This window comes from Mycobacterium parmense (genome assembly GCF_010730575.1).
GTDB lineage: Bacteria > Actinomycetota > Actinomycetes > Mycobacteriales > Mycobacteriaceae > Mycobacterium > Mycobacterium parmense.
On sequence record NZ_AP022614.1, the window covers coordinates 5,846,090 to 5,867,987 of the forward strand.

Consider the following 21,898-nt stretch of genomic DNA (forward strand, 5'->3'; position numbering starts at 1 on the left):
CCGCTCTCGGCGCCGCTGGGAACACAAGGCGCAGTGGGAAGAAAAAGGCGCTCTGGGAGCCGTATGACTCCGCGGAGGGCCGGATCACCGCACTGCGGCTAGCCGACACGAGACCTGACACAAATTTCTGCCAATTTCGGCGAAGCCGGGCTGCTTGTTGCCGAACGGCTGACCCGACGGCAGTTAGAGGGCATCCTTAACGGAGCCGCAATCACGGAAGTCGAACATAGGACCATGAACCCCGAAGATGCCGAGGAGTACACAAACGGGCTTGGCCAGATAGTCGCCGGCATCTGGCGCCAAGTCGACGAAGGCGCTCGCCTGGGTGTGCCGCAAGCGCTCGGCCTCTCCACCAGCGAATGGGTCCAGACACGCCTCGGCGGCCCGGCCGGAACCAGCATCCCGATGCCGCCGACGGCCGTCGAGAAGTCGCCCGAGCAGAGTGCCGCGGAAAGCGAACCGGAAGCCGAGGAACAGACTCGCCGCCCGTCCCTGGCGCACAAGTTTCTCCGGCGGCTGAAGAAGAGCCCGCCCGCGACCACCCCTGCCCAGTCGCGCCGTCGGGGCGAGGCGGAGCGGCTGCGCCTCAGACGGGCGCCGGTTTACTGGCCGGTCATTCCCTTCTTCACGGTGATGGGGTTGTTCGCCGGATTCGTGTGGGCGGCGGCGAACCCTCCGGTCTACGAATCGCAGGCGGCGGCATTCGTGGCCCTGACCGCACTGCCTGCGGACAATCCGAACGTCCACGATCCGTTCGGCGGCTCGCAGTTCGCCCTGCAGCGCGTGGCAAGCTACGCGGCACTGGCGACCGAACCACAGCTGATACAAGCAGCGATACACGACGTCAATCGCGGCGACCCCGCCAAGGCGGCCGAGAACATCAAGGTCGTCACCAGTGGAGGGGTGATGTTGTGGGTGACCGTCGACGACCGTGATCCGCAGACCGCCGCCAACCTGGCAAACGCCGTGATGGGCAATCTGGTGCACGAGGTGGCCGTGCTGGAGGGAGCCGGTGGCCAACACGCGCCCGTCCAGCTGGTGCCCGTTCAGCCCGCGCTCGTGCCGAACGAAGCCCAGGGCACTCCTGCCGTCATCGATCTGGTGGTCGGCCTGGTTGTGGGGTTGGCCCTCGGCGGCGCCGTGTTCTATTTCATTCGTTGGCGCCGCGGCGACAGCGGTAGCGAGAATTCGGCCAATGACGCCAGGCCCGGCGGGCGGCCGAAGGCCGGTTCGGATCGGCACGACGCGGGCGTGGTGGTGCTGCGTGTCGGAGATGGCCGGGACTTCTCGAGAAGAGTGGGCCGGTGACGACGGAGATCGTTCCGGCCGAACCGCTTGCCCGCACCGGCGACCGCGACACCGGCAGGCGGCCGCAATCGACGTGGCGGCTGCTGTTGGCGACCGGAGGTGCGCGCATAGTCGTGCTTCCGGTGAGCGCGATCTGCGGGTTGATCGTGGCGCGACTGACCACGCTCGCCGTCGGAATCGATCAGTTCGGCGTGGTGATGCTCGTGGCCACGCTCAGCCAGCTGCTGATGTTCGCCGACCTCGGCGCCGGGGCGGCCGTCGCGACGGCACGAGCCAAGCAGCCCGAGTCGCCGGCGGCGACCGACCACTTCCAGCGGACGATGCTCACGGCGATCCGCACCACGTTGTGCGCCGCCCTCATGCTCGGCCTCGCCGCCGCGGGAATCGGTCTCCTGCACGCCTGGCCCACGCTGCTCGGCATGCACGATCCGCACCTGGGCGCCGGAGTCGACGTGGCGGCCGTCCTCACCCTGTCGGCTTTCAGCGTGTCGATACCGTTCGCGTTGGGCGCCGACGTCCTCCGGGGCAGCGGACGACTGCATGAAGCCGTTCTGCTGGCCGGAGTCTCCGGTCCGACGGCTCTGGCCATGACGGGGGCGCTCTACCTGCTCAAAGCCCCGACCCTGGCCTACGCCCTCCCAATTCCGGTGGGCGTGCTCGTAGGCTACTTGTTCTCTGCGCTGCGGGCCCGCCACACCGACCGGCAGATCCTGACCGGCTTACTGCGAAAGGCCTTCGCACCCCGTCGGTTCCCCGGTTCGGCGATCTCGGCGACGGCCGTTCCCATGTTCGTCGTGATGATCGGTCTGCCCTTGGCGCTTCAGTCCGACCGGATCGTGCTGTCGCACCGGGTCGCCCCGGCCGGCCTGTCGGAATACTCCTACGTGGCACAGCTTTACACGCCGATATGGTCGGTCATCTCGGTTGCGGGGCTGGCGCTGTGGCCACACTTCGCCGCGGGAAATCTGACCGCGGGCGCGTTGCGGAAGAGCTGGCTGACCGGCGTGGCGGTGCTCAGCGCCGCCGGGGTCGTTGCCGCCGCCGCCTTTCTGTTGCTGAGTCCGTTTGCCGTGCAGTGGATGAGCGCGGGGACCGCGCGGGCGGGCTGGTCGCTGCTGCTGGCCTTCGCCGCCCTGCTGGTAGTGCAGTCGGTGCACCTCACGACCGGCATCATGTTGATTTCGCCGGAAAAGCTGCGATTCCAGGCGTTCTGCGTCGTGGCCCTGGTTGTCGCCAACCTGCCGTTGTCATGGGTGCTCGCCGGGAGGCTCGGACCCGCGGGGCCGGTTTTGGCATCGGCCATCACCGTGGCCGTATGCCAGCTGATTCCAGGTGTTTTCGTCGGAAACCGCGTCGCTTCGACGACTGCGGCGAGATCCGAAGCGTGTCCGGAGACAGCCCATGGCTGATTCATTCACTTCCGCCGTGATGGTTGCGCTCTCGATCGCAGCCCTGCTGACGTTGCTCAGCGCCCTGCGCAAGGTGAAGGCCCGCGGTGAGTGGAACAGTGCGGCGACATTCGGCGCGGTGATGGTCGCCTCGACCGCCAGCTGCGTCGAATTGTTCGTGACCTACATGGGCAAGTGGACCATGCACCGCAACGCGTTCAAAACCGTCACCTGGGACGTGCCGTCCTCCGCGCACCAGATCATGCGTCTGCTGGCTCTGCTGTGCGCCGTCTACGTTGTCGTGGTTTTCATCATCCGCCTGAAGCGACCGAATACGCCGGTCAACGTTCCCGCGGTGTTCTTCCTGCTGGTGGAACTCGTCTGCGCGGAGTCGGCGCTGCTGCACGGAGACAACCCATTTCGGCCCTTGTCGCTGGTGTTTTTGGCTGTCGTGGCGGTGTGCACGGTCGCTCCGCGAGGATTGGGCATCCACATCGGCGTCGGCACAGCGTGTCTGGTCGCTGCGATCGCGAGCGGATTCACCTTCGCCGTGCAGAAGGATTTCAGCGTGTTCGCCTGCACGAGCGATGGAACCGGCTCTGACAAGTGCGGGCTGATGGGCTTCGACTTTCGGGGGATCATGGAGAACGGGAATGCGCTCGCGATCTATCTCGCGATCGCGATACCGTTCATCTACATCGCGTTCGGGTCGTGGGAGGGTCCGGTGTTGTCCGGCTACGTCCTGTGCCTCATCATGCTGACCGGTGGTCGGTCGGGCATGGGTGCCGGCCTGCTCGCCTTCGTTGTCCTGCTCGTGATGCGGCCGAACATCAGAAAGCCCATCGAGGCGCCCGCGCGTACCCGGCTGTTGTACGTCCTGCTGGCGGGGTTGATGGCCGTGGGCTTCGCCATGCCGTACATGGCGACCGACCCGGCGGCATACCACGGTCGCGCCGGGTTGTGGATCCTGGCGAAGGCTGCGCTCTCCGACACCGCCACGCTCATATATGGCACCGGGGTGCTGGGCTGGCAGCATGTGCGAGACAGCGGGAGGATCGACCCGAGCGCTTCCTACTCGGTGCACAATGAGTGGTTACAGGTGCTGTATTCCTCCGGGCTCATCGGATTCGTCGCGTTTCTGGCCGCGCTGGGCTTCCTGATCTGGCGGGCCCGACCCAATTACAGCCTGGTCGTTGGTTGCGTGCTCGTGCCGGTCTTCATGCTGGGGATCACCGAGCGGCCCTGGCCGATCGACACCAGCGACTGGATGACCTGGGCAATCCCGGCCGCTCTGCTGTGTTATCCAGCCTCGCAGCGCCGTTCCGAGCAAAACAGCCCACCACTGCAATCGCGCGCAAAGTCAGTGCCGGTCGGAGCTGCCGGCAGCGGGCGGCGTGCCGGAGCGGACGTGGCCGGATGACAACCCGAATGGCCGTTGCAGATCCGCTCCGGATATGCGTCAACGGTAAATGGCTCGCCCAGTCTCCCTCCGGGACACAGCGATACGCGACGGAGGTGATGCGGGTGGTCAGCACCACCGCGATCGCGCAGCGAGTCACCCTGGTGTTGCCCAAGGATGCGGTGCAGCCGCCGTGGGCGGCCAACTTCCGCATCGTCCGGTCCCACTTTCGGGGCCAGGTGTTCGAGCAGCTGGCGTTGCCGTGGCATGCCCGTGGCAAGCACCTGTATTCGCTGGCCGGCCCGGCTCCGCTGGTGAAGCGCAATCAAACGCTCGTCATGCACGACGCCATGCCGTTTCGGTACCCGAAGACGTTCCGGCCGGCTTTCGTGCTCTGGTATCGCCTGATGTACGGGCTCCTCTCCCGCACTGCGAAGCGCGTCATGACCGTCTCGTCTTTCAGCCAGGCCGAATTGGCTCGCGTACTGCGGGTTTCGGAACGCCGGTTCCAGCTGGCGCCCTGTGGGGCCGACCATGTCGACGCCGACCCGCATGCCGGCCCCCGAACGGCGCTGCCCTTCGCGCCCGGGTCCTACGCCCTGATCGTGGGCAACCTGGCTCCGCACAAGAACGTCATCACCACCGCCGAGGCGCTTTCGCGCGCAGGTGTCGCCGTCGTCGTGGTCGGGGGCGCCCAGCACGTGTTCCGGGATGTCGCTCCCGACCGCGGGGGCACGGTGTGCTTCCTCGGCCGCATCGATGATCAACAACTGCAGCGACTTTACGGCGAGGCCGGAGTCCTGGTCGCGCCGTCGAGTTACGAAGGTTTCGGACTGCCGATCGTCGAAGCAGGCAGGCTGGGCTGCCCGACAGTCTATGCGTCGGGGTCCGCGATGACGGAAGTAGCCGGCGACGGCGGTCTCGGCTTCCCCCCGGGGGATTGGGGCAGGTGCGTCGAACTGGTCGAGCAGGTCCTCTCCGACCGCGACCTGCGGGAGAATCTCGGCGCCCGGGCTCGCCAGAACGCCGCACGTTTCTCCTGGGCTCGCACCGCCGAAACGCTGTTCGCGTCCCGAAGCTACGCCACGGCGACATCGCGCGCCGACACCCGGCCGCGTCCGCTGCGCGTCCTGCACATCACCGAGACTTTCTCGGCGGGCACCGGTTCCGCGATCGTCGGCTACGCCAGAGCGATTCAAGATCAAGGCGTCGAGTCGTCGCTGCTTGCCCAGGATCGCGGCTCCGGCCTGCTCGAAGAGCTCGGCGAAGCGTCGCCGTTCGTCGGCGCCCGCCTCGTTGCCCCCGGCCTGGTGAACCTCTGGCGTGCGATCGGGCCGGCGGTCGAGGAGTTCAGGCCCGACATCGTGCACCTGCATTCCTCGCTTGCCGGCGGCGTGGGCCGACTTCGGTTGATGCTCAAGCGATCGCCGATCATCGTGTACAGCCCCCACTGCTTCGCCTTCGAACGGCGTGACATCTCCAAGCCCAAGCGCTGGGCCTACCGCGGCGCGGAGCTGATACTGGCGCGCCGCACCGCGGGCTTCGTCTGCGTGAGTCCACACGAGGCCGCACTCGCCAGGCAGCTTCGGCCCAAGGCGGAAGTCACCCACCTGCTCAACGCGTTCGGCTCCGACAGTCACGCGACGACCCGTGCGGTGACCGAGTCCCCGCGTGGGCCGCTGCGCATCGTCACCGTCGGAAGGGTTGCTCCGCAGAAGGATCCGGAGATGTTCGTCGAGGTGCTGTCGAAGCTGCGCTGTTCGGGCGAAGTCGAGGCCACGTGGGTCGGCGACGGAGCCGGACGAGCACGGGACCAACTGGAACGAGCGGGGGTGGCGGTGACGGGCTGGCTGCCCGTGCACGACGTGCCCGCCGCCATTTCGGGTCACACCGTGTACCTCCACACGGCGGGATGGGAGGCAGCCCTGCCCATCGCGGCCATCGATGCGATGGATGCCGGTCTGCCCGTGGTGATCCGGCGCAATGCCGCTTATCAGGCCATGCTGCCCGACGACTGGCAGTTCGACGACGCCGCAACGGCCGTCGAGATGATCTTGGCGCTCGCGCGTCAACCCGCGCGCGGGCAACGCATCGACGACCAATTCGACCTCATCGTCGAGCTGCGGAAGGACCGCCCCGAGCATGTCCTCGCGCAGGAATATCGTCGGCTGCTGCGCAAGTCGAACGCGATACTGCCCGGTGACGTGTCCTGCGCCGACGGCGGTCAAGCGCCGGTTTCGCACGACAGCCCCGTAACGAAGGAGAGCCGGTGGCGACACCGCTATTCAGCATTGTGACGATCACCTACCAGAATCTGGAGGGATTGCAGCGCACGGTCGAGTCAACACAGTCGCAGTCTTTCGGTGACTACGAGCACATCGTCATCGATGGTGGCTCGAGCGACGGCTCCGCCGAGTGGCTGGCGGCGAACTTCAGTGGAACCTGGGTGAGCGAGTCCGACGGCGGCAGGTATCACGCGATGAACAAGGGCGCGCGGATGGCCCGCGGCGAGTATCTGTGGTTCATGCACGCCGGCGATGGTTTTGGTGACCCCTGGGTGTTGTCTCGCGTTGCCGCTGCGATCAGTGCCGGGCGTCCCGGAGCCGAAGGGGTTCGCCCGCGATGGCTGTACGGCCTTGCGCGCGTGGTGAATCCGGATCAGAGTCTGCATTCCGTACTCGGCGTGGTGCCCTTCAAGCTGTTCAATTTCGCGATACTGCAACGACCGATGCCCCACCAGGCAACGGTTTTCGAGCGAGAGCTGTTCTGGCAGCTCGGTGGGTACGACGAAGAATTCGGCATCGCGGCAGACCAGCCCTTCATGCTGCGCGCCGCCGAACTGTCGCCCCCGATCGCATTGGCAGACTTCTTGTGCAACTTCGACGTGACGGGTGCCAGCGCCACTCGGTCACAGTGGGCCAACTACCGCGACGGCAGGCGAATGCTCCGCTACCTCAATGGTCCTGTGACGCGTTCGAGGGCGTTGGACAACGCCCTCGCATTGGGCTTCGCGCTGATGCAAATCTTCGCCCGGTCTTTCCGCGCGATCGCCGTGCACCCGGACAAGGGCGGCGCCCCCCACCCGGCGCCTCTCAACAGCCATTCGTCGATCAGGGAGTGAATCATGGACGTCGGAACGGCGCTGAGCGCCATAAGGCAGCGTTGGGCGGTGATCGCCTTGATCGCTACCACGTCGATCATCTTGTCATCGATCTTCGCTCTGATGAACCCGCCCGAATACAAGGCGACAGCCGAAGGCTGGTTCTCGGTGTCACAGCCCGAGACCCGACCGCCCTACGCGTTGGCCAACGGTTCGCAGTACATCCTGGACAGGATGCCGGGCTATGCGCAGCTCGCCAAGACCACCCCCGTGCTGACGCCCGTTGTCGACACTTTGCACCTGCAGGAGACGCCGCTGACGCTCAGCGGGCGGGTGACGGCGTCGAGCCTGGCGGACAAGACGATCCTGCAAGTCACCGCGGGGTACAGCGATCCCGTAGCCGCGGCCCACATTGCCGAGGCGACGTTATCGTCACTGGGGCAGACGGTTTCACACATCGAAAACGGCAACATCAAGGTGACGCCCGTGGGCCCTGCCACCGTCCTGCCCGAGTCGGCACAAATCAACCTCATCACGTTCGGACTGGTGGGTGCGATAGCCGGCCTGGTTCTGGGGGTGTTCGCCGCCGTCGGCTTGGAGGCCTTTCGCCGGCATCGTGGACGGCAGCCGGCCGAGTCTCGGCGGTAATCCCCAACTTCAAGACGTTCGCCCCGTTCCCGATTGGAGACCCGACTGACGCCGTCACAGGTCGTCCTGCAGCTGTCTTCGCTTGTGCCGCCCGCACGGTACGGCGGTGCCGAACGCGTCGTCGGCTCGTTCGGGCAGCAACTTCAGGACGCGGGTTTCCAGGTCCACAACCGCGGTTTGAGGGCGCGCGGACGACGTTCCGACGACCCTTCGGCGAACGCGATACGAAACGTCTTCTGGCCGTTCGACGGACGCCAGCGCGGTACCGCGCTGCGCGCCCTGTGGCATGCCGTCGACACCTTCACGTTGCCGGCCCGCGGCGTCGTCGACAAGATCGTCGACGGGTTGCGTCCTGACGTCATCATCTGCCACAACCTCCGGGGATGGGGCTACGCGCCGTGGGTGGTCGCCGGTGAACGGGGTATCCCGCTGGTTCAGGTCGTTCACGACTACGGATTGATGTGCAACTCGACGACTCTGTGGAATGGCGGGGTCTGTCATGGTGTGTGCCGACCGTGTAAGCCGCGGTTGGACGCGACCCGGCGTAGGTGGCCGGGTGGCCGAATCGTCGGTGTATCAAGGGCGACCGTGGCCGAGCACTCGGCCCGGGGCTTGACCCAGTTCAACGATGCGGCGATCATCCACCCGACGGCCGCCGCCGCACGCGTTGAAGCCAGTGCGAAGGATCGAAGCGGCGACCCGCCGACCACCCTCGGATATCTGGGCCGATTGACCGACGCCAAGGGCGTGGATGTTCTTCTTGCGGCCATCGAGGGCACCGACAAGCGCCTGATCGTCGCGGGCGAAGGCGAATCCGCTTTCGTCGCCGGCTTGAAAAGTCGCGCACGCGGGCAAGTCGAGTGGCGCGGGCAGACGGAGCTCGCGCCGTTCTTCGGCGAGATCGACGTTCTGGTCGTTCCCTCGGTATGGCTGGAGCCCTTCGGCCTGGTGGTCGTGGAAGCGGCCCGCGCGGGTGTGCCCGTCCTGATCGCGGAGCGCCCCGGTCTGCTCGAAGCCGCACGGGCGTCCGGCGCACGGCACTCCACCTTTGCCGCGAATGACGTTGCAGCGCTGCGGAAAGCGCTTGACCGGCCACTGAGCAGCTACCGGCCCGATACCGCGCCGGTACAATCGGTCGACATTGTCGAAGTGGTTGCTCAGGTGTTGTCTGGGGGGCCGGAAAGTTGACGTTGAACCGCCGCCCGCGACGCACAGGACGAATTCTCATGTGGCTCTCTCTCCCCGTTGCCTTGATAGGCGTCCTCGCGCTGGCACCGGTCGAACCGGTGGGACCGGCTCAACTGGGAATGTGCATCAACATCTCGAACACTGACGCGGCGACGGTGAGCCGCGAATTCGATCTGATCTCGGCAATGAAAGTCACCTGGATCAGAACCGACTTCGACTGGTCGGGGATCGAAACCCAGCCCGGTCAGTTCGACTGGTCTTACCAGGATCGGGTGGTACGCGAGGCGACGGCGCGGCGGCTGAACGTGGTGGCCATCCTGGACTACTCACCGACATGGGCGCGTCCGCGGGGTACCACGAGTCACACTCCGCCGGACCATATTTCCGACTTCGCCAATTTCGCCAACGCCGCGGTCGCCCGTTATGCGCCGCTTGGCGTGCGTACGTGGGAAGTGTGGAACGAGCCCAACTCGAGCGATTTCTGGCAGCCGCTCCCCGACCCGGAGAAGTACGGTGAACTCTTCCGCGCGACTGCGGGGGCAATACGTGCCGTGGATCCGGGCGCCACGGTGCTCACCGGCGGGTTGACCCGGGGAACCGACTCGAACAGCGGCACGAGGATCTCACAGACGACATTTCTCGAGCACTTGTACGCTAACGGGGCCGCTCAGTTGGCCAGCGCAGTTGCGGTGCACCCGTACAGCTTTCCTTGGTTGCCGAGCGAGGATTCGCCCTCCCTGGTTGGCGGCTTCAACGACCTGCCGATGGTGCGTGACCTGATGGTCCGCCACGGGGACGCCGGGAAGAAGGTCTGGATCACCGAATTCGGCGCACCGACCGGGACGGGTCCCGGTTCCATGTCGGCGACTGATCAGGCCAACTCCGTCGTGCAGTCCCGTCGCCAGGTGCGAAATTGGGATTGGGCCGGCCCGCTCATCTACTACGAGCTTCGGGATGCGGGGACCGATCCGAACGACATCGAGCAGAACTTCGGCCTGGTGCGCATGGACATGAGCCTGAAACCGGCGGCCGAGGCGTTGATGCAGTAGCGGGCAGCGGGCGAGGCGCCGGGCCGTGAAGCGCCGGCGCGGCGTCCTCGATGCCGAGCGACACCATCCGGACGTCGCGTCGGAGACTGCATGTCTGGTAAACGGGGTTAAAAACATATCTAGAGTATGTATACTAGGGCTTGCGGTGCCCACCGGTATTCCTTCGGCCTCGCCGGCAGGGTCGCCACCAACATCCGGGTAGACCGGCGGCCCGCTTCGAGACCCGCCTGTTTGTCCTAGGAGTGCCATGGGGATCAAGACAGACCGTCACGCAGTGACGTCGCATCAGGTCCCGGCCGCGAGGAGGGCTACCCCGATGAGTAACGACACGCGCAGCTTCGGCCGGGCGAACGAAGCCGTCACCGGCAATGTCGCCGACGACCAGCGGGACGCGAGCATCGACGTCGCTCGTGGCATCGCCATCATCGCGATCGTCCTCGGCCACGTGCTGCGGGGTCTCGATGCTGCACACTTGATGGACCACGTCGGCTGGGCTCCGGCCGCGGATCGGATCCTCTACCTCTGGCATCTGAGCATTTTCGCCTTCGTCGGCGGCGTCTTCGTGGCCAAGTCGGTAAGCAAGCGCCCCCTGCGGTCCTACGTGGGGGAGCGGACCTTCAAGTTCCTCACTGTCTACCTGCTGTGGACCGTCTTGCAGGGCGCGGTGCTGCTCGGCGCCGCCCGCGTTGTCAACAACCCCCGACCACTCAGCTCCCTGCTGAGGGTGTGGGCGCCGTCCGGCCAACTGTGGTACCTGCCATTTCTCGCGGTCCTCACGCTGCTGGTGGTGCCGCTGAAGCCATGGCGGCGCGAACGCGCGCCATGGTTGCTCGGCCTGGCCGCGGTACTCAGCGTCGCCATGTGGGGATTCGACGGCGGCATCGTGGGCACGCAGGGCCTCGGCCTGGTCGTCTTTTTCGTCGGCGGCGCGATCATCGGTGTCGACCGGCTGCGGCCGGCACTGCGGTCGATCCCCACGGTGGTTGCCGCCGCCGGCGGAATCGGGTTGTTTGCGCTCGGGATGGTGGCGGCCATATGCGCGGACCCCACACCACCGACGACGGGCTGGGAAGGTCGCACGGCGTCCAGTGTTGCCCTCGGCGTGGCGCTTTCGATCCTGATGTCGGCGGCGGTGCTGCTCGTCGCCCGGGCGGCGCGGTCCTGGAACTTCCTCGCCTTCTGCGGCCGGCGATCCCTGGACATCTACCTCGCGCACATCATCCTGGCCTCGGGCTCCCGCATCGTGCTGGTCAAGTTCGGCGTGCATTCACTGGAGCTGCTCATAGCCGTCGGGCTGGCCGCCGGCGTACTCGGGTCACTCGTGGTTGCCACCGCGATCCGCAACACCGGTCTCGCATGGGTTTTCGACGGTCCGGCGCCTCCCGCCTGGCCCAGTAAGCGCGGTGCCCGCTCGCGCCCGTAGCCGGGGCGGCAGTGGGCGCGCTCGATGTCAGCGCCGGTGAGCGGTGAAAAGGGCTCGGCAGAAAACGGTTAGCGCGAAGGGGGGAAGCCCCCCTCGCCGTCGCGGGCTCACACCTACCCGCCTACACGGCGGGTTGCGAAATCGTCTGGGCCCGCGGCATGAACGCCTCCGAGTTCAGCGCCCGCTCGAGTCCCCAGGCCACAAGCGATCTGTCGGCCTGTGACGCATAGAAAGTTGCGGTGATCTGGAAGGACCCATTCGGCGCACGGCTCACGGAAACGGATATGTGCGAGCGACTCGCCGGCGGACTTACCACGGCGATTTCGGCATCCTCGGGACGTGCCCATGCGATTTTGTCGAACGCCGAAGCCCTTGGTTCGGAGAAAGTCAAGATTGCTCGAGTCGACCCGACCGGTTGGTTGGGTTGGCGGCCGCCCCTTTTCGTCGCGCGGGCGGCGAGCATCCGCAGGCGCTTGACCACCACGTGGCCCGCCAGCATGAACAGGGTGCGAAGCGAGCCGGCGGCCTGGCGAAGTGACGCACTGAAGCCTTCCACCGAGGGCTGGCCGGCGACATCGATGCGCGCGACCGTATAGAAGTTAGCCAGAGTACTCCTGTCGCGCCGCAGGAATCGGCGCATGTCGACCACGATTTCCACCTCGTCGTGCAGGATGACGCCGCTTTCCTCGAGGCTCTTGTAAATCAGCAACGTCAGGATTGCCGTGACGGAAGCGTTGGGATGTTGCGAGTCGCGATAGCGGCGAATTTCGTCGGTGAACTCGGGACTGCTCTTGGCCCACACCGCGACGAACTTCTCGTCGGGGTCCAGGTCTCGGCCTTGATCGCACGAAGCCGTTGATGCAACCGCGGGCTGCGCTTCGACACCGGCGCCGAATTTTTTTCCGACGAAGGCCAGGGTCGGCTCCAGCATCTCGGCGGCGCTCGTGACGAATTGCCGTGGCGTGGCCTTGGCCGTGTGGACAAGGGCCGGGGCTAAGGGGTAGGCCGTGGTGGGCGGTGCCAGTGGCTCGACGAAGCCCCCACCGGGTTCGTGCTGCGAGATCGCGGCGCACACCTCGAAAACGATGTGCGAGTCGCCGATCCCGTGATCGCAGGAGACAGAAAGATATTCACCGCTTTGCGAGGCCGAGATCGGCACTGTCACATCGTGGTCGGCGACACGATCGAGGACGTCTTGCATGCTGTCGCTGCCGGAGATGTCGATCGACTGGTCACACCACGACCCCGGAGAGTCACAGAAGTCCCAGCGCCGACTGTCCGCGGAGGGCACCAGGCCGACGCGGTAACGCGGCCCGCGAGCGGCCATTTTGTTCAGAACGTCCGGCGCGCGCTCGGCGGAACCGGGCATGGCCGGCTTGACGACCACGACGACGGTATTGCCGGCGTTCGCCACGTCGAGCTGTCCCACCCTGTATTTTTTAGACACTAAAACCCCTGCAATTCTTGGCTACTGGACGCGCACCGCTCGAGGCCGCTTGTTCGGGCATCACGAGTCACGACGACATCCATGACTCGCGCGGTCGCCGTCTGGTGCGCTCCCCCGTGCTTTCGACCGCACACCGGCATGCGCGACGTCGCGGTCACGAACGACAGAGCTCCTTCTGGCGGAAATGGGGCGGGCCGGCGATGGACCGCGTGTACATACCAATGATACACCGCTGGCGTATGAAACATACTATGTGACGGTTCTAACATGGTGAAGTTGACTGCCGGTCTGTCCTTGTGGGTACCCTGCCATCGGCTCCCGCCCCGTGAGTCACCAGAAAGCCGCCGCGGTGCCGGGTCTGCGACGTGCCGGGGCACTGACGCCGGCACGGCACCTCGTGCAGCGCCCGAACACGGTGGCCCCTACGATGTTGCGGTGACAGGGTCGGCGCTGGATTTCCCAGCACGGTTGCCGGTGGTCCGACCAGGGCACGCATTCGTTGGCGCGGCCGAGCGGCGAGGAGAATGACGACACATTCCTGCAGCGCGCACGTTTTCAACGTCGACGACCCAGCGGACCAAGCCGAACTGACGCGCCTGCGCGCCGATCCCGCCGTCGAAGTCATCGACCGTCGCGAGAGCCTGCTCGAGGAACTGCGTGGGCTTCGGCCACCACCGGAGCCGGAGCTCGTCGCCGAGCCCTGCCGGTGGGTCTACTACCCGTGGCGCAGGACCGTCGTGGCGGTGCTGGGCCCCAAAGCGTTTCGGGCCGTGCGGCTGGATCGCAACAGGAACGTCATCACCACAGCCGAGCAGACACGGCTCGGCGCCCTGCGCGTCGGTGTCGTGGGTCTGAGCGTCGGGCATGTCATCGCGCACACGCTGGCCGCCGAAGGCCTGTGCGGCGAGCTGCGGCTGGCCGACTTCGACACACTCGAGCTGTCCAATCTCAATCGGGTGCCCGCCACCGTGTTGGACCTCGGGCTGAACAAGGCCGAAGTCGCCGCCCGCAGGATCGCCGAGCTCGACCCCTACCTGCGCGTCAAGGTCCACGACGCCGGGCTGTCGGCCGACACCGTGGACGAATTCGTCGAGGGATTGGATGTCGTTGTCGAGGAATGCGATTCGCTGGACATGAAGGTGAGCTTGCGGGAGGCCGCGCGAGCCCGGCGGATTCCGGTGCTGATGGCCACCAGCGACCGCGGGCTGCTGGATGTGGAGCGTTTCGATCTGCAGCCGCAGCGTCCGATCCTGCACGGGCTCCTCGGCGGCCTGGATTTCGCCAGGCTCTCCGGGATGAGCAGTCGCGAGAAGGTTCCGCACATGCTGCGATTCCTCGAAGCCGAACAGCTTTCGCCCCGTGTCCTGGCGTCTGTGGTCGAGATCGACCAGACGTTGTCGACGTGGCCGCAGTCAGCAGGCGACGTTGTGTTGGGAGCCACCGCGATTGCCGAGGCGGTGCGCCGTATCGGGTTGGGCGAGGATCTGCCGTCCGGCCGGACGCGCATCGACGTCGCCTCGTCGCTCGATTGGCTCGCCGAGCCGCCCGTGACCACGTCGCGACCAGCGGCGGCCGAAGACTACGTCGACCCCGCCCTGCCGGGGGCGTCCGGCGTCGTGGCGGCGGCGGCCGCTCGGGCGCCGTCCGGTGGCAACGTGCAACCCTGGCGCATCGAGGCCACCGCCGATGAAATCACGATCCGGCTTGCGCCTGAGGACAGTTCGACCATGGACGTCCGGTCCCGGGGTGGTGCGGTTGCGCTGGGAGCGGCCCTGTTCAACGCACGGGTCGCCGCCGCCAGCGAACGGGTGCTCGGTCCGGTGACCGTGGCGGAGAACGTCGACGGCGACGTGTTGCGGGCGACGGTCCGCCTGGGTGACGGCGAGGACCCCGAACTGGCCGCGCTCTACCGGCCGATGCTGGCGCGTGAGACCAACCGCCGCGTCGGGACGCCGCAAGCGGTGGCAGCGGAGACGATCCGACTGTTGCAGGCCATCGCCGATCGACAGGCGGCGCGGCTGGACGTGGTGACCGGTCGACCCGAAATCGCCGAGTTGGCAGCGATTCTCGGAGCGGCCGACCGCATCAGGTATCTCACGCCGCGGCTGCACGCCGACATGATCTCCGAGCTTCGATGGCCCGGCGATCCCCAGCCCGACACCGGCATCGATGTGCGCAGCCTGGAACTGGGCCCCGGCGATCTCGCGGTTTTCGACATCCTGCGCCGTCCGGAGGTGATGGCGAACCTGGCCGACTGGGATGCGGGCGCCGCCCTGGGCGAGGACACCCGCCGGCGCGTGTCGACAAGCTCTGCGGTGGCCGTCATTTCGGTTACGGGAGATGCCCTGGCCGACTATGCGCGCGGCGGCTCCGCCGTCGAGGCGGTGTGGATCGCCGCCCAGCAGCACGGGATCGCCGTTCAGCCCATCTCGCCGGCGTTCCTGTACGCCCGCGACCGTGAGGATCTCGCCGCGGTGTCCTCGTCCTTCGCCGACGAGCTGGGCACATTGCAGCGGGCGTTCGAAAAGCTGATCGGCCTGCCGGAGGGGCTTTCGCCGGTCCTGATAATGCGATTTGCTGCCGGCGCACCGGCTTCGGTCCGGAGCCGCCGGGATCTACAGCGCGTCCGCTTGCTGTAGGACCAACACCCGCTACCGTAGGGGGGTGTCCGGCACGTTGGACGATTTGGTCACTGCGGCCGCCGCTGACTTGATGGCGGCTACCGCAGGAAACTCGGCCGCCATCAGTGAACGGGTGCTCGCCAAGCTGGTCGGCCACTTCGGCGTCGATTTCGGGTTCCTGCGGCACAACGACCACACCATCCACGCCACGGTGCTCGTCGCCGAATGGCCACCAAGGCAGGACATTCCCGACCCGGACCCGATCGGCGTGGTGTATTTCGCCGACGCGGACTCGGTATTCGCGAGGGCCGAGACCATCAAAGAGCCCGACGTCCTGCGTCCCGAGCCGGCAAACGCCGACTATCAGCAGAACATCGAGGAGGGAACCGGCGTTCCCGGAGTTTCCCTCGCCTGCGTGCCCCTCCTGTCCGGAGACCTCACCACCGGCATCCTGGGTTTCGGCAAGTTCGGAGACCGGGAATGGATACCGGAAGAGCTGAACGCACTGCAGACGATCGCGACGCTGTTTGCTCAGCTGCAGGCCCGCATCGTTGCCGAGCAACAGGTCCGATACCTGGCCGAACACGACGACCTGACGGGCCTGCTGAACCGGCGGACGCTCATCGACGACCTCGACAAGCGCCTCGCCTCCGGCCGCCCGGGACCCGTATCGATCCTATTTCTCGATCTGGACAGACTGAAGGTGGTCAACGACCATCTCGGCCTGACCCCGGGTAACCGTTTCATCAAAGCCTTCGCCGACCTGTTGCGGGACGCCGTCGACATTCCCGCCGTGATCGCCCGGTTCGGCGGTGACGAATTTGTCGTCGTGCCCGCCGCGCCGACGGACATCGATACCGCGACCGAGTTCGCGCGGCAACTGCAAGGCCAGGTCCAAAAGCAGGTGATGATCGACGGGGAGATGCTGGCCCGCACCGTCAGCATCGGCATCGCCACCGGCATGCCCGGGCAGGACAGCACGTCGGACCTGCTGCGGCGGGCCGATCAGGCGACCCGCGCGGCAAAGGGTGCCGGAGGCGCCACCGTCGCCGCGTTCAGTCCCGAGATGGCCGCCAAAGAGGCCATCCGCAACGACATCGAGTTGCGCCTGCAGGAGACCATCGACAGCGGAAGCAGCGACCTGGTGCTGCATTACCTGCCGGAATTCGACATGCGGACCGGTGAAGTCCTGGGCACCGAGGCGCTGGTGCGCTGGTATCACCCGACCCGCGGCCTGTTGATGCCGGACTCCTTCATCGACGTCGTCGAGTCGATCAATCTGGCCGGCAAGCTGGGGCGTCTGGTCATGCGATCCGCGTGCGCCCAGTTTGGGCTGTGGCAATCCCATGGCGTGGGACAGGGCGCCGTGCTGCGGATCAACGTCTCGCCCGTGCAGCTGGTCGCGGACGGGATCATCGAGTCGGTGGCCGCGACCGTCGCCGAGTTCGGGCTCGACGCCAGCTCGATTTGCCTGGAGATAACCGAACGCGTCGTGGTCGCCGACATCGACGCCACGCGCAAGACGCTCACCGGGTTGAAGGACATCGGCGTTCAGATCGCCATCGACGACTTCGGCACCGGCTACAGTGCGCTCGGATACCTCAAATCGCTGCCGGTGGACTCGCTGAAGATCGACAGAGGGTTCGTGCGCGACCTCGGCAGCAACGCGCGGGACCTGGCGATCGTGCAATCGATCGTGGCCCTGGCCGGCGCGTTCGGAGTCGAGGTGGTTGCCGAGGGCGTCGAAACCGTGAGCGCGGCGAAGGCGCTGCTCGCCATCGGTTGCCAACGCGCCCAGGGATTCCTGCTGTCCCGCCCGTTGGACAGCGCGGCGATGGAGGCATTGTTCGCGAGGCGCTTCATCCCGATGAACTTCGCCGACGCGGGCGCCAATGGGGGGGCCGACGAGGGCTTGTCCCAACCCGACGACACGTCCGCGGCGAACAATCACGGAACCGGCAAGTCGCGGCCGCGGCGCTCCAAGCACATCGGGATTCAATCCCTGCAGTGATTCCGCTCGCCGCCTCGCCGGGGCAGACCGCGAGCGGAACTGCGCCGTCCTCGGTTACGCCATCTCCACGAGGCGGCCCTGGGCGCCGGCCTGGTCGTAGTAAAGCCGCATGAGGTGGTCGGTCTCCGTCAGGATCTTGGCGACCTGTTCGGGTTCGGCGTAGTTGACGAAGTCGCGCCGGTTCCACCACATCATCTTGGTCTGGTAGCGCTCGTCGGGGTACGGCGTCGCGGGAATGCCCGAGACCACGCCTCCGGATGAGCGCCACCGGTTCAGGACGTACGCAGCCGCCGTGGCCATGCAGAACTGCACGTCCAGCAGGGCCATCATGTGGAAGCCGCTGCGCGCCAGCGCCGCGCTGAGGCAGCGATCCTGGTTGAGCTCGTCGGCCACCCACGCCGACTTCATCTCCAGGATGCCGAACGGAGCCCGGTCGGTGATCATGTTGCGCACGGCCTGTTCGCCCGGTTGCCCGGCCCATTCGACCACCGCGTGCGAGTCGTCGGCCGACCGCAGCGGCCCCTTGGCCCGCACGCCGGCCACCATCCGCTCCGACGAATCGATTACCGCGAGGAACATGATCGTGTCATCGCCACTGTGCAGCGCGTCGGTGTCCAGAGCGCACTCGACGCCGTGCCTGCGATAGCTGCGGTACGCGCCGTCCGCATACTCTTCCCACAGGTCGCGGTCCGTCGACGGTTGGGACAGCAGCAACGTGCAATCAGTGTCCGGGTCGCGCCAGCTAAGGCCGCGCTCGAGGCGAAAGCCGTCGAGGTCGGGGGCTTGCAGCGTGAAAGCGGTCATTGGGCGTCCTTCTGTCGGTGCGCCGACTTTCGGTCTCTGAGGCGGCGTCTTGGGTGCGTGTCGAATCGATTGACTTGTATTGACGAACCGTGTCCCTGCTGGCTACGGATAGCCGTCCTTCTGGCCCGTGTCGCCGCCCGATTTCATACTTAAAGAATGCAAACGGCGCTCGGTCATGAGTTAGTGTATTACAAAACGCTCCCAAATCGCTGCCCCGTACGAGGAAAAAGATGCGCTCGGCCAATGCCGCAAGCGCAGAAGATTGGTTGACTGCGCACTGTCAAGCTGGCTGACAAATCGTGCGGGGACCCTCAGAGGGGCCTGCCGGAGGGGCCGGCCCGCGAAGACTTTTGAAAGCTGGAATCATTTCCCGGGAATGCCCGAGCAATTTATAGTCGGCATGAGATTGCAACGTGGCGGCAACAAAATGCCGACGCTCTTAACCATCGACTCCTGCAATGGTTGGAGGCGGGCGAGGGTTTAGGCCCACGTTCGGTCGCGGTGCCGCAGCCGCCCCCGGGGCTAACTTCGTGGCTGATGGCGATGTGGTGGTTCTTCCGTCGCAGGGAACCGCATCAGGGCGGCCCCGGGTCCAGGTTCACGCAAGACCGCGGTCGCGTCGGGCGGGCTGCCCAGCCCGGTGCGCCGGTCCGCGCCGTCCCGGTCGGCGACCGGCAAATAAGGGCACCCCCACTATCGGGCGTCCGCCGTTTTTTTCAAGACGCGCGCTGATTGCGAATTCACACCTAATCGGTGAATTTCCGATCGCCAAATTCTTCGTCGAGTGTGTGTATTCACCTGAAATCGGCAAAGGTAAGTCATCGCATAACCGGCCATACATTCTTTTGGTATGTTCTGGCGGACGGGCCCGGGACCGTGCGGTGGCCGGCCTCCGAGGGCCCGGCGGCCCTCGGGGCCATCGAGAGTCCCAGATCCTTGCCGCATCAGGAGCGGACGCCATAACCTGGTGGCATCGCAGCCCGGGAAGGGCGGGGCATGTGGCGCGGAGGGGCAAAAGCGGCCGGCAGGTTGGTGGCAGCGCGAGCACCACGAGTCGTCGTGTGCCCGCAGCGGGCGACCCGGAGAACACCGTTGTGGCCGGACTGACCGGCGCGCGTGCCGAGGAGCTCGCGACGATGAGCATCTTCGAGGGCTGCCCCCTTGACGACCTCGCGCCGTTGGCGGCCAGCCTTGCGCCGCTTCGTGCGGCCGCCGGCCGGGTGCTGATGCGGCAGGGGGAACAAGCGGTCTCCTTCCTGCTCGTGTCGGCCGGCAGCGCCGAAATCGAGCACCTCGGCGACGACGGCGTCATCATCCGGGGACGCGCGTCTGCGGGCATGATCGTCGGCGAGATCGCACTGCTGCGCGACATCCCGCGGACGGCGACGGTCACCACCACCGAGTTCCTGACCGGCTGGATCGGGGACGGCGGGGCGTTCGCCCGAATGGTCCATATCCCCGGGATCATGCCGCGGCTGCTGCGCACCGTGCGCCAACGGCTGGCGGCCTTCATCACGCCGATCCCGATCAGTGTTCGGGACGGGACCCGGCTCCTGCTCCGCCCGGTCCTGCCCGGCGACAGCGAGCGCACGGTGCACGGGCACATTCAATTCTCCAGCGAGACGCTGTACCGGCGGTTCATGACGCCCCGCATCCCGTCGCCGGCGCTGATGCACTACCTGTCCGAGGTCGACTACGTCGACCACTTCGTCTGGGTGGTCACCGACGGCGGCGATCCGATCGCCGACGCGCGCTACGTTCGCGACGAGAACGATCCGACCGTCGCCGAGATCGCGTTCACCGTCGCCGACGCCTACCAGGGCCGCGGCATCGGAACGTTCCTGGTCAGCGCGCTGTCCATCGCCGCCGCTGTCAACGGCGTCAAGCGATTCTCGGCGCGAATGTTGTCCGACAACGTGCCGATGCGTGCGATCTTGGACCGTTACGGCGCCGTCTGGCAGCGCGAAGACATCGGCGTCATCACCACGGTCATCGACGTGCCGCGCGGGCGCGACCTGACGATCGGCGGCGACATCGCCGAGCAGATACGACGCGTCACCCGGCGTGTCACCGAGGCGGTAGGCTGACTGCCGCACGGGCGTGAAAAACCACGGATGGGGCGGTCGCGCGTGGAAGTAACGGGCTTGCGGCCGTGCCGGATTGGCCGCGCGGCGACCCCGGTGCTCGCGCTGCTGATTCTCGCGTGCTCCCATCCGCGGCCGCCCGCGGCGACGCCAGCCACCACCAAGTCGCCGACCTCGAACACCGCTGCCGTCAACCCCGCCAACATCAGGCGAGTGATGCGCGAGATGCCGCCCGGCTACGAAGTCACCGCGGGCAGCTCCGGCGAATCGTCGCCCCGACTCATCTGGACGCTCAAAGTCGATGCGACGGCTCAACCCGCCCAATGCATGGAGTTCGCGGACCCGGGCAGCGGGCGCGCGCAGTCGGCGCAGAGCGTGTCCGGTTCGGGCAGTGGCGGCATCCTCGACGTGGTGGTGGTGGCGCTACCGGAGCGGGTCGACGTCGACGACGACCTGGTCGCGGCCTGTCGGCAGTGGTCAATGTCTGCCGGGCACGCCACCGCCAACGTGCGCCTCACCGACGCCCCGCACGTCGAAGGCGCCAAAACCCTCGGCATGGTGGTCGATGTCAGATCGACGGTGGAGTCGGGCAGCGAAATCGACACCCGCGCCTACACCTACACCGCATACCTGGGTGACTACTACGTGTTCTCCACGCTGACCACCGACCCGGGTTCGGCGCTGCCGGCGCTGTCGCCGCAGTTCGCGGCCGACCTGCTGGTCAAAACCGTCTCCACCTTGCGTGGATGAGCATTCGACTTGGGTAAATTGGCCACGATGTCAAAGGTGCTGCCCGCGATCGCTGCCGTGTGCGTGATAGCCGGATGCTCCTCCGCCCCGGGCGCCGCGAAGGTCGACATCACCAAGGTTTCCGACGTGAAGTCGAGCTTCGGTCCCGAATACAAACTGACCGACATCAGCGAGCGGGCAATCGATCCCAAGTTGCTGTCCGCCCGGAAGCTCCCCGAGGGGCTCACCTTCGACCCTGCGAAGTGCGCGAGGGCGGCCGTCGGACCGGACATGCCGCCGGATCTGCAGGGCAACATGGCCGCGGTCTCGGCCGAAGGCAACGGCAACCGGTTCGTGGTCATCGCCGTGGAGACGTCCAAGGCGATGCCAGTCAACGATCCCGGCAAGGATTGCGCCAAAATAGCGTTCTTCGGACCGCAAGTGCGGGGCGGCATCGAGGTGATCGACGCGCCGCGCATCAACGACACCCACACGCTGGCCGTCCACCGCGTGCTGCAGGCGGTCGTGGACGGGGGCGCCCGCACCGGCGAGCTCTACGACTACTCGGCGCAATTCGGTGACTACCAGGTCATCGTCATCGCCAACCCGTTGGTGGTTCCCGGCCGGCCCGTCGCCCCCGTCGATACCAAGCGGGCGAGCGACCTGCTGGTCAACGCGGTCAAGGCGGTCCGCAGCTGA

Annotated in this window: 16 protein-coding genes and 1 pseudogene; 15 read left to right on the plus strand and 2 right to left on the minus strand. The window is 66.5% G+C overall.

Features of this window, described 5'->3' with window-relative positions; genetic code table 11:
• Positions 1–327: 327 nt before the first annotated feature.
• The 10 genes and pseudogenes from G6N48_RS27140 to G6N48_RS27180 all read left to right on the plus strand — a co-directional run bounded on the left by G6N48_RS27140 (position 328) and on the right by G6N48_RS27180 (position 11,503).
• Positions 328–1,308 (plus strand): YveK family protein, encoded by a 981-nt coding sequence (locus tag G6N48_RS27140; protein WP_161494219.1) that lies wholly within the window; start codon positions 328–330, stop codon positions 1,306–1,308.
• Positions 1,305–2,717: a lipopolysaccharide biosynthesis protein gene (locus tag G6N48_RS27145; RefSeq protein ID WP_085269798.1), complete on the plus strand. Its 1,413-nt coding sequence runs from the start codon at positions 1,305–1,307 to the stop codon at positions 2,715–2,717. The genes G6N48_RS27140 and G6N48_RS27145 overlap by 4 nt, the downstream gene beginning before the upstream one ends.
• The gene (locus tag G6N48_RS27150; protein ID WP_085269797.1) at positions 2,710–4,116 is read left to right on the plus strand and encodes an O-antigen ligase family protein; all 1,407 of its coding nucleotides are present in this window, start codon (positions 2,710–2,712) and stop codon (positions 4,114–4,116) included. The genes G6N48_RS27145 and G6N48_RS27150 overlap by 8 nt, the downstream gene beginning before the upstream one ends.
• A gap of 104 nt (positions 4,117–4,220) precedes the next feature.
• Entirely contained in the window at positions 4,221–6,392 is a 2,172-nt protein-coding gene (locus G6N48_RS27155; protein WP_139825829.1) for a glycosyltransferase, read from the plus strand.
• Positions 6,365–7,216 carry a glycosyltransferase family 2 protein gene (locus G6N48_RS27160; protein WP_161494218.1) on the plus strand — a complete coding sequence of 284 codons (852 nt, stop codon included), beginning with the start codon at positions 6,365–6,367 and terminating at the stop codon, positions 7,214–7,216. The genes G6N48_RS27155 and G6N48_RS27160 overlap by 28 nt, the downstream gene beginning before the upstream one ends.
• Before the next feature lie 3 nt (positions 7,217–7,219).
• The gene (locus G6N48_RS27165) at positions 7,220–7,843 is read left to right on the plus strand and encodes a YveK family protein (protein ID WP_085269794.1); all 624 of its coding nucleotides are present in this window, start codon (positions 7,220–7,222) and stop codon (positions 7,841–7,843) included.
• An 84-nt stretch (positions 7,844–7,927) separates the two neighbouring features.
• Positions 7,928–8,398, plus strand: a pseudogene (locus G6N48_RS29040) (glycosyltransferase); the annotation flags it as partial.
• A 33-nt stretch (positions 8,399–8,431) separates the two neighbouring features.
• Positions 8,432–9,031 carry a glycosyltransferase gene (locus tag G6N48_RS28545; RefSeq protein WP_232066729.1) on the plus strand — a complete coding sequence of 200 codons (600 nt, stop codon included), beginning with the start codon at positions 8,432–8,434 and terminating at the stop codon, positions 9,029–9,031.
• A 2-nt stretch (positions 9,032–9,033) separates the two neighbouring features.
• On the plus strand, positions 9,034–10,080 hold the full coding sequence (locus G6N48_RS27175; protein ID WP_232066730.1) for a cellulase family glycosylhydrolase: 1,047 nt from the start codon (positions 9,034–9,036) through the stop codon (positions 10,078–10,080).
• A gap of 316 nt (positions 10,081–10,396) precedes the next feature.
• On the plus strand, positions 10,397–11,503 hold the full coding sequence (locus G6N48_RS27180; protein WP_161494217.1) for an acyltransferase family protein: 1,107 nt from the start codon (positions 10,397–10,399) through the stop codon (positions 11,501–11,503).
• Between the two features lie 121 nt (positions 11,504–11,624).
• Here the strand turns inward: G6N48_RS27180 and G6N48_RS27185 are convergent, their stop codons facing one another.
• Positions 11,625–12,917, minus strand: a complete 1,293-nt coding sequence (locus G6N48_RS27185) for a hypothetical protein (RefSeq protein ID WP_139825828.1) — start codon at positions 12,915–12,917, stop codon at positions 11,625–11,627.
• A 557-nt stretch (positions 12,918–13,474) separates the two neighbouring features.
• Between G6N48_RS27185 and G6N48_RS27190 the strand changes: the two genes are divergently transcribed.
• Positions 13,475–15,589, plus strand: coding sequence for an Rv1355c family protein (locus G6N48_RS27190; protein ID WP_085269789.1), 2,115 nt, complete (start codon positions 13,475–13,477; stop codon positions 15,587–15,589).
• Positions 15,590–15,614: 25 nt separating this feature from the next.
• On the plus strand, positions 15,615–17,582 hold the full coding sequence (locus G6N48_RS27195) for a putative bifunctional diguanylate cyclase/phosphodiesterase (RefSeq protein ID WP_085269788.1): 1,968 nt from the start codon (positions 15,615–15,617) through the stop codon (positions 17,580–17,582).
• Between the two features lie 54 nt (positions 17,583–17,636).
• Here the strand turns inward: G6N48_RS27195 and G6N48_RS27200 are convergent, their stop codons facing one another.
• Positions 17,637–18,386: a hypothetical protein gene (locus G6N48_RS27200; protein ID WP_085269787.1), complete on the minus strand. Its 750-nt coding sequence runs from the start codon at positions 18,384–18,386 to the stop codon at positions 17,637–17,639.
• A gap of 1,094 nt (positions 18,387–19,480) precedes the next feature.
• Between G6N48_RS27200 and G6N48_RS27205 the strand changes: the two genes are divergently transcribed.
• From G6N48_RS27205 to G6N48_RS27215, 3 genes are read left to right on the plus strand one after another with little or no spacing between them, the layout of a single operon-like run.
• Entirely contained in the window at positions 19,481–20,473 is a 993-nt protein-coding gene (locus G6N48_RS27205; protein ID WP_085270109.1) for a GNAT family N-acetyltransferase, read from the plus strand.
• 57 nt (positions 20,474–20,530) lie between these two features.
• Positions 20,531–21,220: a DUF5642 family protein gene (locus tag G6N48_RS27210; RefSeq protein WP_085270108.1), complete on the plus strand. Its 690-nt coding sequence runs from the start codon at positions 20,531–20,533 to the stop codon at positions 21,218–21,220.
• Between the two features lie 27 nt (positions 21,221–21,247).
• Positions 21,248–21,898, plus strand: coding sequence for a DUF5642 family protein (locus G6N48_RS27215; RefSeq protein ID WP_085269786.1), 651 nt, complete (start codon positions 21,248–21,250; stop codon positions 21,896–21,898).